The 11,211-nt window shown below is 38.8% G+C and carries 13 protein-coding genes; 9 read left to right on the top strand and 4 right to left on the bottom strand.

Translation table 11 applies throughout. The features are described 5' to 3' along the window. The coding region (locus QMA09_RS16580; protein ID WP_290213914.1) for a hypothetical protein at positions 1–194 on the bottom strand (194 nt) is incomplete at its 3' end. Between the two features lie 130 nt (positions 195–324). On the opposite strand from QMA09_RS16580, the gene QMA09_RS16575 reads away from it, so the two are divergent. The 5 genes from QMA09_RS16575 to QMA09_RS16555 all read left to right on the top strand — a co-directional run bounded on the left by QMA09_RS16575 (position 325) and on the right by QMA09_RS16555 (position 3,686). Next, positions 325–972, top strand: coding sequence for an ATP-binding cassette domain-containing protein (locus QMA09_RS16575; protein WP_290213913.1), 648 nt, complete (start codon positions 325–327; stop codon positions 970–972). 2 nt (positions 973–974) lie between these two features. Continuing rightward, a complete protein-coding gene (locus tag QMA09_RS16570) occupies positions 975–2,153 on the top strand; it encodes a hypothetical protein (RefSeq protein ID WP_290213912.1) in 1,179 nt (392 codons plus the stop codon). Between the two features lie 210 nt (positions 2,154–2,363). Continuing rightward, complete coding sequence (locus tag QMA09_RS16565) at positions 2,364–2,942, top strand: MerR family transcriptional regulator (RefSeq protein ID WP_290213911.1); 579 nt, start codon at positions 2,364–2,366, stop codon at positions 2,940–2,942. Between the two features lie 112 nt (positions 2,943–3,054). Further along, on the top strand, positions 3,055–3,300 hold the full coding sequence (locus tag QMA09_RS16560) for a hypothetical protein (protein ID WP_068870671.1): 246 nt from the start codon (positions 3,055–3,057) through the stop codon (positions 3,298–3,300). Positions 3,301–3,440: 140 nt separating this feature from the next. Beyond that, positions 3,441–3,686, top strand: coding sequence for a hypothetical protein (locus QMA09_RS16555; RefSeq protein ID WP_290213910.1), 246 nt, complete (start codon positions 3,441–3,443; stop codon positions 3,684–3,686). 330 nt (positions 3,687–4,016) lie between these two features. Here the strand turns inward: QMA09_RS16555 and QMA09_RS16550 are convergent, their stop codons facing one another. Then, entirely contained in the window at positions 4,017–4,673 is a 657-nt protein-coding gene (locus QMA09_RS16550; RefSeq protein ID WP_290213909.1) for a hypothetical protein, read from the bottom strand. A gap of 245 nt (positions 4,674–4,918) precedes the next feature. Then, a complete protein-coding gene (locus QMA09_RS16545) occupies positions 4,919–5,083 on the bottom strand; it encodes a hypothetical protein (protein ID WP_290213908.1) in 165 nt (54 codons plus the stop codon). Between the two features lie 559 nt (positions 5,084–5,642). Here QMA09_RS16545 and QMA09_RS16540 point away from each other — a divergent pair. Together QMA09_RS16540 and QMA09_RS16535 are read left to right on the top strand one after the other, a co-directional pair. Further along, positions 5,643–6,206: a site-specific integrase gene (locus tag QMA09_RS16540; RefSeq protein WP_290213907.1), complete on the top strand. Its 564-nt coding sequence runs from the start codon at positions 5,643–5,645 to the stop codon at positions 6,204–6,206. A gap of 645 nt (positions 6,207–6,851) precedes the next feature. Next, entirely contained in the window at positions 6,852–8,018 is a 1,167-nt protein-coding gene (locus QMA09_RS16535) for a replication initiation protein (protein ID WP_290213906.1), read from the top strand. 296 nt (positions 8,019–8,314) lie between these two features. Here the strand turns inward: QMA09_RS16535 and QMA09_RS16530 are convergent, their stop codons facing one another. Further along, positions 8,315–8,734, bottom strand: coding sequence for a hypothetical protein (locus tag QMA09_RS16530; protein ID WP_290213905.1), 420 nt, complete (start codon positions 8,732–8,734; stop codon positions 8,315–8,317). Positions 8,735–8,882: 148 nt separating this feature from the next. Between QMA09_RS16530 and QMA09_RS16525 the strand changes: the two genes are divergently transcribed. Then, complete coding sequence (locus tag QMA09_RS16525) at positions 8,883–9,380, top strand: hypothetical protein (protein WP_290213904.1); 498 nt, start codon at positions 8,883–8,885, stop codon at positions 9,378–9,380. A gap of 401 nt (positions 9,381–9,781) precedes the next feature. Then, positions 9,782–10,846 (top strand): MobV family relaxase, encoded by a 1,065-nt coding sequence (mobV, locus tag QMA09_RS17165; RefSeq protein WP_356779654.1) that lies wholly within the window; start codon positions 9,782–9,784, stop codon positions 10,844–10,846. Positions 10,847–11,211: the final 365 nt, after the last annotated feature.

The raw sequence follows: 11,211 nt of genomic DNA, 5'->3' as shown, positions 1-11,211 counted from the left end.
GAATCAGGAACAGTAAAATAAATGTAGTTGTAGGCTGATCCTCGACTGCCGGTGAGTGTGTTTATTTGATAGTCGACACTTCTTATTACTTGTTTAGCAGAAGCTTCTTCACCACCAACGAAAAACAGACCACCAGTCAGCACACCAACAACCATTAAACTTGATAAAAGCTTTTTCAGTCTTTCTTTCAACATAAATCTCCTCCTCCTTTTTAGTTGAAAAAGATATCTAAGGCAATATCTTTTCCTTCCATTTTCCATTATACTACCAGTAATAGTAAAAAATACTGAAAATTCAAAATAAAAGGAGAGAAAAATTAAATTTATGCTAATACTGAGCGATCTTCAGCTAAAAACAAAAGAAACGTTACTATACGGAGCCACTATGCAATTAAAGAAAGGGATAATCTATGGCTTGTCTGCCCGCAATGGCAGTGGGAAAACCACACTTCTCCGAACAATTAGCGGATTAAGAAGTGAACCTCAAGGATCGATTTCCATCCAAGACGATAACCGAACACTTTCTGCGTTGGAAGTAAAACAACAGTTGTTTTATTTTGAAACGGTGGAATGGTTTGACCCCAATTTATCAGGGCAAGATTATCTGCAGTTTACGCACGCTATGTGGAAGCGATCTAATGTTTCAATTGCTGAGATCATTTCTTTTTGGGAAATGGAGTCGTACATCAAGACGCCCATCAAAAAATATTCGCTTGGCATGAAACAAAAAGTCTTGCTTGCCATGTATGGTGTGAGTGGGGCCAATTATTGGCTGCTCGACGAGCCGACAATTGGCCTGGACGCCAATAGCCTGAAGAAGTTTGAAGCATATTTATTGAAAGCCAAAGAGGATGGGGCATGCATCTTATTTTCTTCTCACCAGAATGATAGTTTATATGCGGTCTGCGATTACATGTACGAAATGGAAAATGGCTCATTAATTCTTTCCACTATGAAAAAAGGGGTGGAATAAGGATGAATTATTATCGATTTCTCTTAAAAAAGACCCTTAAAAATCGAGCCACTTCCGTTCCGTTGCTTCTTTTGTTGTCAGCTATTATCGGTCTGTATGTGATCAACAGTACAACCGGGGATTCTTTTAGCTATACAAGCGTTATAAGAGACCATCACCAACAAACGAAGGACCTGGAAGAGTATTACGTCGGCTTATTAAATGATGATGTAGAGTACTCAGCCGATGAAGTTGCATCATTTGAAACCGGCTATAAAGATGTAGCTGAGCAATCAATGTGGTCAGAGAAAGCCCTTGCATTTGCGGAGGAAGAAAAATGGGATGAAGCTTTAGGGTATTCCATCAACGTATTGCAACGGCACGTAGAAGTAAATGAACAAGCGGGAGGCTCCCTATTCCCACCTGAACATGTTGTAGTCCTAAAAGGGGAGATCGAAACGTACGAACAGTTACATGCACTGAAACAAGAGCCGGATACTGTAGGATACGAAACTTTCGGACTGAATTACGTCTTTCGGGTGATGGATTCACTTTTCCCAATATTTTTCGTCTTAATTTTAGCTGTTCTGTTGACTGAAGTTTTTCTGAGCGCGGTAAAAAAAGGAATCAATATTGAAACCTTGTTGCCAATGCGCTTTAGGCGCCTGACGGCCAAACGAATTGTGTTCAGCAGCCTGTTAGCTGGAACAATCTACATCTTCACGCTGGCTACCAGTTTTATGATAGCCAGCCTTGTGAAAGGTACTGGCAACGTCCTATATCCGGTTTTGCTTTATTCAACAGAGTTGCCGGAAACTTCCCCCATCTGGGTCGTTCTTGTAAAAATGTTGATTCTTCAGTTCCTGGGATTACTTGTCGTGGTCTTGTTTATCTCGCTGATCAGCTTTTTCATCCAAAACAACTTAGTCAACTTATTAATTACTCTTGTTGTGGTAATCGGTTCGCCGATAGTTTTCCGATCCATCGATGGTTTTCATTCCATTGTTCATTTGAATCCATTCACTTATTTGACAAGTGGAGATGTGGTGACACGTTACATCCTGCAAGATGTAAGCAATGCCAATGCGACGTTTGGAACTGGAATCGTTCTCCTGGGTGTCTTTTCTGTGATATTGGCCATAGCAAATGCAGTTCTGGCATACCGGTATGAGAAAAAACCGATGTATGCGGAGAAAGTATGAAATTACTCACACCAGCTGAAAAGGCTTCGTCTTCCATTAATCAAGTTTAATCTACATATCCCGAATTATCGGAAGTCCGATAATAGAAAATGGAGAAGGTGCTGGCCTGCAGCATCTTCTTTCTTAATTTCTAGGAACCTTTATTGAAAAAGAAGATGCACGGCAGATCGAACTCTTATAACATGAAACAAAAGAGGTGGTGAGCGACTGATGATGACCCCCAGCGAAGTATGTAAGCAATTAAATATTTCTCCTTCAACGTTACGAAAATACAGCCTTCGCTTTGAATCGGAAGGTATTCTCTTCAAAAGAAACAAAAGTAATAGCCGAATTTACACCGTCACAGAGGTCGCGGCGCTACGGGAGTCTATGACGGTCACAAAAAGCGGTGACATAACGTTCGAGAATGCTGTCAGAGAAGCTGCTGAAGGCTTAAAAGGTGCATCTACAATAACGCCAGAAAACGGCGTCACAAGCACACCGCCGCGGCGTCATGACGACGTCGCGACAGCCGTTATCTTGAAGAAATTGGAAGACCTTGAAGAAGAGAACCGAAGTCTGAAAGAAGAGATGCGAAAGCGTGACTCTTTGTTTGTGGAAGTCTTGGAAGAAATGAAGCATAAACTGGATCGGATAGAAGAGAATCAGAAGCAACTAGCTGCACCAACGCCCGAAGAACCAGAGCTAGATTCACCAGAATCATCCTTACAGCAGCCAGAAAGCGAACCAGAAACGGTCACGCCTAAAAAAGACACCCGCGGTTTATGGGCCAGGATCTGGAACAAATAGAGTGCGCTATTTCAGCCAATCTGAATGTAACTTAAGTGCAGATAAGTTACATTCAGATCAAGCAAGAAAGGCACACGGTAAAATAAATTTTCATACTGGAGATGAAAATGCGATGAGTCGATGCAAAGAAGAGGAGATCATATTCGATACGATGCGTGAAGCTGATGTATGGGCTGATTCAATTGCAAATGAAATGTACGGAAGGCTTTATGATAGTTATAGTACTCCTGACTATAAAATAGCTTATGCTCTAGCTTTTAGATTAGCTGCCATCGAAAACTGCAGAGTATATACCAAGGATGAAAATGCGGAAAATAAATATAAAGTATATGCTGCATTTGATGATTCAAACTCATAAATCCCTTGAAATACAATTTTTTAATACTCTTCAAAACATCTAAAAACAACGAATTTGAATGTAACTTATTGTGAATTAAGTTACATTCACATCCATGGTACAATTTGGTATATATGGATTTGTTATTTAGGAGGGGTACAATGAACAACAAATTTTGGAAAGTTGCTGGAATCTCATTTTTAATTGTGTTTATTCTCGCTTATTGGCTAGGTGATCGCACAATAATGACAACTGATGTAAACGGACTTTCTTCAGCAGCATTATTAACGGATTCCGAATATTTTTTCAGAACAGCTGGTTATTCTTTAGTGATTACTGCAATTATTTTACTAGCAGTCTATTTTCTTAATTTGATTCAGAAAAAAAGTCGAAAACAATCGTCTTAAAGCAGCACGAAATCAAAGCTCTTATCGTCGATATGCATACCGACAATAAGAGCTTTTGGGCTTTTATAAGAAAAACTGAATGTAACTTATTAGCAATTAAGTTACATTCATTCTGCTTATTGGAGGTAAAATAAATCTCTCTTTTCAATTTCAAAAAAACTCTCTCCCGATTTTGGGAGAGAGTTTTTTTGAAATTAATGCTGCTTATTTTTTTTGAAAATCTTTCTAAATAAAAGGATTAAAGCTATTAAAACTAAGGTGGTAATAATAAAGCCTGGTACTCCGATAGTATCTAGCATGTTAGACCCTCCTCTTTTTAAACATTTAATATTATTGAGGGTTTACTGTAAAGGTCCCCCCCGTATGATTGACCGTAACTGTACACCATGTCGAAGCATAGGCCACAACCGCGGTATAATTTTTAGTTGCAGTTAATATTGTATTTTTTCCGGAAGTAGAAATTGATCCAGAATATACTTTACCAACTCCTCCACTTCCTACTAATCCATAGGCATTGTGATAAACCACTGTTTTTACAGAAGTTACTTTACTAGAGCCTGCTGTAGTGCTGGTTTTCAAGTTAGAAGCTCCGAAGCTGTGATTTATAATATTTTGTATATCATCTTTAATCGTTCCATTGACTGTCACTGTAATACCATTAGATGTCCTGCTACCAGAAATAGTTTTTGAAGCAAATAAAGTTATACCTTCAGGTGTAGCTTTTTTAGCGTATAATTCAACAAATGTTTGATCTTTTAGGGAAAAAGCTTCGCCTATTTTGTATTGAGTATCGATTCTTTTGAAATTCGAACTTATTTCTTCTTGAGTCAAATTTGCTAATTCCTCTTTATAAATATCACTTTCTGAGGATTGGTTTAGACTATGCTTTTTTGCTTCTCCTGTCCCAGCAGCATCAACTTTAAGATCAATTACAAAACCTAAAATTAAAACAAATGACATAACAAGTACAAAAATTTTCTTCCCCAAATTAAAACCTCCATAACATTATTTGTGTGCACATTAAGGGGATTAACATTATTTTACATGTAAATAAATAGAAGAAATTAAAATGAATATAAATATTCAGAAAATTTAATTTTTTAATAAAAAAAGAGTATTATTCTCAAAAAAACATTCTTTATAAAACATCTGAATGTAACTTATTGCGAATTAAGTTACATTCAAAATCCATAAAAAAATACCCACCCATTGAGTGAGTATTTCCATTTCCTTTATTCAGGATCTGGTTCTGGTTCAGTTACTTTTCTCAAGATGAAACCTAATGTTATCCCACCAACAAATAGACTCATTCCGCTAAAATCCATATCTCCTGTCAGAAGACCTAAAATGGGCCAGAGAATCATAACTACAAAAACAGATAAGAAGAGGTATTTCATTTTTGGTCCTCCTAATAAGTATTTTGTTTTTTCTGTTATCTTAGCATAAAATGAATTATCTATTGGAAAAATTTTCAATAAAAAGTACTTTGAAAATGAATTTTGAATGTAACATAAGTGTAATTAAGTTACATTCAGAACCCTGATTCCATTGACTTTCTGAGAAAAAACGAAGAAACTGAAATTGCTAGAAAAAATGATACATTCAAATCCTTGAGTTTCCTGCGTTCGCTTTTCCTTGGCGGCGCTCTTTTTTCTTTTGATCGAAATGCCTTGAGTAGTTCGCTACATAAGTTAATCCGTTAAAAAACTAAGCTCACTGCGAGCAAAAGGAGACCGCACATGTTTTTTCGAAATATGACACCAGCCGAGAAAAAAAGTTCAAACCAAGCCGTGCAAATAAGTTATTTATTTCTCCTTGTCGCTCTTTTAGGGCATGCAATCTATTCTCTAATTTTCTTATCCGAATTTAATGCCTCCTTTTGGATCCTGATGAGTGGATTTGTGGTGAATACCATCAGCGAACTTTTCTTCCGTAAGCGGTCAGAAAGAGCCTCTCATGAGTAAACAAAGTGAAATTAAAGATGTGCAGCCGATTCGGTCGCTAGAAAAGATCGAGGACATGAAATGGAGCCTAAAGAAATGGTGCAGCGAACGGGATTATATCTTGTTTCTCCTGGGCATCAATTCTGGCTTGCGAGTCGGGGATCTGTTAACCATCAAAACGAGCGAGATCCAGGGCAAGCAAGTGGTATCGTTGCGTGAAGGAAAGACCGGAAAACGCCGGACGATTCACCTCGGCAACATTTACGAGGAACTGGATGCTTATATTCGTACGTTAGAGGGCGCTGAGTGGCTTTTTCCCAGTCGGAAGGGAAATGGACCGATTACGCGCATTCAAGCGTACAGGCAGCTTCAGAAAGCCGCACACATGGTCGATATTTCGGTAGGGATCGGTACGCATACCTTGCGCAAAACATTCGGCTATTGGCATTACAAGCAATTCAAAGACATTGCCGAGCTGCAGAACATCTTGAATCATGCCCATCCGCAGATCACCTTGCGTTACATTGGCATCACGGACGAACAGATTGAGAGCAATTTAAAAGCGTTTCGCCTGTAAAACTCCCAGCATTTTTCTGCGGAGTTTTTTTGTTTGTCAAAAAACGGCTTCTAAGGGGGGTTAAATCGATTTTAAGGATGAACCCCTAGCTCTATTCGTTTTTGGTCTTAAAATCGTTTTAAAGGGGGTTCTGTGTGTTCTATAGATGCATCAGGAGGACGATTCACTTTGTCTTTTGTAAAATCAATGATTTTACAGAAAAAGTCAGGGCAATCCGAGAAGAGTTTTGAAATGCCACACTTTCGGTCCCTATTATTTGCCCACCACCACCAGCGCGCGCGTACGCGTGTTGTTGGTGTTTTTAATTACTTTGTTTTAATTGTTTTAATTGTTTTAGGACCTCTGAAACCCTTGGTATGACTGAGCTGAGGGAGTTTAACTATTACCTTTTCGATTCAAACTATTACCTTTTCGATTCAAACTATTACCTTTTCGATTCGAAACTATTACCTTTTCGATTCAAACTATTACCTTTTCGATTCAAACTATTACCTTTTCGATTCAAACTATTACCTTTTCGATTCGAAATATGAAAATTTAAAAAAAGAGTAATAAAAACTTTTACATATAGATTTATTAATGATATTATCGAGTTAAAAATTACTTTTTAAAAATAAAGTAATATTAATTGAGGGATGTGACTTGATGAATCAAAATTATGTGGTAACTCAAGGGAATAATTTGATTGAAGCTAGACACAAAAAGCCGTTAACTGCACGAGAACAAAAAATTATCCTTACTATGGTTAGCATGATTGAGCCTACAGATGGGGATTTTAAAGACTACATAATTTCTGTTCGCGATTTTCATGAAATGCTAGGACTCGAGGGGAGAGAACACTACACAGAAATTAAAAGGGTGGTAGAAAGTTTAATGACAAAGGTGGTAGAGATCCCTTTAGAAGATAAAGGATGGTTAATGACTCATTGGGTATCTACCGCAAGATATGTAGATGGTTCTGGAGTGATACAGCTTCGTTTTGCCCCTGAGTTAAAACCTTATTTACTGCAACTCAAAGATACTTTTACTTCGTACAAGTTGAATAATATTTTGTCGCTTAAAAGCGTGTATGCTATTCGGCTCTACGAATTAATGAAAAAGTGGCAAACCGTTGCTGAATGGAAATGTTCAGTAGATTCATTAAGAGGAAAATTGGGCGCTTCCAATAAGTCATACAATCTCTACGGCAACTTTAAAAATAAGATATTACTTCCTGCAATTAAAGAATTAAACGAGCAAACAGATCTATTAATTCAGTACAGAGAAATCAAAAAAGGTAGAAAAGTCGATGCTATTGAATTTACTATTCGTCATGTCCCTGAAAAGAAAATTAAAGTCCCTCATCTTGAAAATATTTCTGAATCTGTTGAAGAACTGAGCGAAATAGACAAGCTACGTATACGAATGAACGAACTCGCAGAGGGCTATCAATTTGATACCGCCTTTTTTGCGCAGCTGCATCAAGGGGCATCTCTAATTTGGCAAGACGATGCCGAACAAGAATTGGAATTCTTGATTCGCTACGTCAACGAAGAAAAAAGCGTGAAGAATCCACTTGGGTTCATCAAATCCAAAATTACTTCCGCCTGGGAGATCCACGAAGCTGGCGGACGGATTACGTTTGCGGATCTGCAGCCAGTGAAAGAACGCTGGGCCGGACGCGAAGAAAAACTTCCGGACTGGTTCACCTCCAAAGATGAACCGGCTGAACCATCGGAATCGAATCCGGAACTCGATAAAGAAAAAGAGAAACTGCTGAAAAAGTTGGCCGAAAAAAAGAAACGCACAACGAAAGATGCCTCCACTTCTTAAACAGAAAAGCCAAAAGCCCGTTCTGATATCCCAACGAGAGGAAATCGGAACGGGCTTTTTTGGGTTCATCTTTTATTCTTTTTCCTCTCTTTTTTTTCTCTCTCTTTTTGATATCCGAAGGCGACAAGTAAAACCCCGTCACCACCCCGATTTTGGGGTGGTGTATAACTGGGCACTGTCGGATTTTTTACGCGGTAATCTCTTGTACCTATCATCATTCTAGCTACTAATTTTCTGAACATCACCTGAGTTTCAAAAGATTAGAAAACTTAATAACTTGATTTTGGATGTGTTCTTTAAACTAGCTTTTTTACTGACGGTTGTTGATCTGAAACGATATCTACTTGATGTTCCAAGCAAGCCAAAGAATAGTGAGTATAAGTCTTTCCGTTATTCGATTCTTGGAACTTAATATTTGCTCTTTTACTTAGATAGTCCATTAAATCTGATTGTTGATAGATTCTAAATGCTTCACCTAAAAAAACTTCGGAATCATTAAAAACAGTAAAGTCTTCGAATGTTACTGAGTAAGTAGCATAGGAGAAGAAGTCTATATGCCATACATCTAAATCGTTTTGATTTTCTATTAATAAGTTGGTTTCATCGGGGCTCCCATATAAAGCAATTCTTATAGCAACTCCTTTATCATCAGGTTTAAGGAACCCTTTAAAAGAAATAAAATAATCTTTTTTTTCAAGCAAATCTTTATACGTCATTATTCACCCTCCTAAATTTAAAAGATATTTATAAATAAATTTCTTTATATTTTTGGTAAAACCTTTTTTAAAAAGAAGGATTTACCAAAAAACGATAGAAATAACTTTATGGAATATTCAAAAAACAAAGTGTGGAAGGAAGTGGATTATGAAAAAGTTTATGAGTATATTGGTTGCGTTATCTGTGTTTACTCTACTTTGGAACTCTCCAAATGCCCAAGCAGCATGTTATGGAGTATGGAGTATGAAAGATGAAACACAGGCGGATTTGACAGTTTCTAAGGAATTTACAAGCCAGATTGAAAGCAACAATGAAGTGAACCAAGCAATAGTCGAACCCATGTGCGGAGGAGGGACACCTCCAGCAGGATGGTCTGGCGTAAGGTCTAAAGCTGTGTTAAACAATACTACGAGTACTGGCAAAAAAATGTATCATAATAATAACGGTGGTGCCAAAGCAGCAGCAGCAGATTTTAACAGGGTAGCTGTCGGAACTACAACAACCAAATATGTCAATACTGACGGATCTGTAACGCTTGTAAAAAGGTCAGCCCAAGGAGACGTAAGGTTTTACAAGAGTTCTAGTGGGGGCAATCCTACTATTTGGTGGAGCAACGAAAAAATCAGGTACCTGGGTTTAGATTAATATCTTTGGAATATACACCAAGAGGATAAAATATATCTACAGTATCCTATCAAATCCATATACTATTTCACGTCAATTTTGTAGGGGCTGTTCTTTTCACTAAGAAGAACTGTCTAGCCTTAAAAAGAGTGGCCGAGCAATCGGACCATTCTTTTTTGCTGTTGACCTACGGAAAAGATAGACGAAGCCGGCTGTCTTTTTTTGCTCTTGAACTACTGGGGAATGAACGTCCATCGAGGACGATCGGCCCCATGCTTTTGACTTTGGGGGGCGCCTCACTATTGAGGCAGCCACTTGCCTTTGACCTTCGGTCTTACCCTCGGAGAGCACACCTTTATGCAATAAAGTATAGTGTGCTATACTTTACCTGGAAGTTGACCGAATTACGGGGGTGTATGCTGTTGAGTTTTGCTGTGGTACGGATGCAGAAAATGAAGAGCCTGGATTTAAAGGGCATGCAATTTCACAACCAGCGAGAACGGGAAAGCCGGACGAATCCAGACATCGATCCGGACCGTGAGCACTTGAATTATGATTTGCTGCATCAAGAAAAAATTGACTACAACAAACAAGTGAAAGCCATCATCGAAAGTCAAAAAGTGAGCGAGCGAAAAACTCGAAAAGATGCCGTGCTCGTGAATGAGCTGCTGGTGACGTCGGACCGGAAGTTTTTTGACAGGTTAGATCCGGCTGAACAGAAACGATTTTTCGAGGAAAGCCATAACTTGTTCTCCGAACGCTACGGCAAACAAAATATCGCGTATGCGACCGTTCACAACGACGAGAAAACGCCTCACATGCATTTAGGGGTCGTTCCGATGCGTGACGGCAAACTCCAGGGCAAGAATGTCTTTAATCGGCAGGAATTGCAGTGGATGCAAGAGGAATTCCCGAAACACATGCAAACGTTGGGCTTTGAAGTGGAACGGGGCATTTCTTCGGACCGCAAACACATCGAAATGAGCCGTTTCAAGGCGTTAACGCTCAATGAAGAGATTAAAATCCTTGAGAAGGAAACAGAAGACCTTAGAAACGCCCTGACGGCTTCTAAGAAGGTCGATGAGCTGCAAGTCAGTAAACCCTCTGTATTTGATCGGAACCACGTTAAATTGCCGGTAGAGGACTTTGAAGCACTGAAAGCAAGAGCCAAGGCTACCGAAGCCATCGAAAGCACCATCGAGTCGCATGAGAAGCGATTTGACGATATGGTCGATACCGTGATCGCCAGCGATCGGAAACTGGACCAAGAGAAAACAAAAACGGAACAGCTGCAGAAAGAAAATAGCCGATTGAAAAAAGAAAACCAGGAGTTGCAAAAGGAAAATAAAACGTTAAAAAGTCAGCTGAATGTGCTGATGGAATTTGCAAAATCCCAGCTGGAGAAATTCAAAGAATGGCAAAAAGAGCGTCAGCAAGAAAAACAAAAAGAGATTGCTAGAAAAAGAGACCAGGAGTTGGAGCGTTAAGCCAACGTGGGTCTCTTTTTTGTAAAGGTCGATATATTTCCGAGCCGATCGACAGCAGCAAAAATTCCGGAGTGCCCAGTTATACACCACCCTAAAATAGGGTGGCGCCTGGGTTTCTTTTGTCGCCTTCGGATGTAAAAAATAAATAGATAAAGGTGAAAAATAGTAATATTTCGTTAGGAGATTTAGCGTGAAACAAAAGAACGTTTGCAAGGTGTGTAACCACATTTGCAAACGTTCTTTTGTTGTTAGTTTAAGGATAGTATTTACCGTAGGTAGAGCTGTAATAAATCCAGTATTCTCTGTAAGTATCGTAAATTATACCATTACTAATTCTCGTTGAGGCTTTCTGGTTGAGGTAAGCT

Origin of the sequence: Planococcus sp. APC 3906 (assembly GCF_030407685.1) — a bacterium.
Lineage (GTDB): Bacteria > Bacillota > Bacilli > Bacillales_A > Planococcaceae > Planococcus > Planococcus koreensis.
Note: the sequence above shows the minus strand (reverse complement) of the source record. Positions and strands in the feature narration are given on the sequence as shown.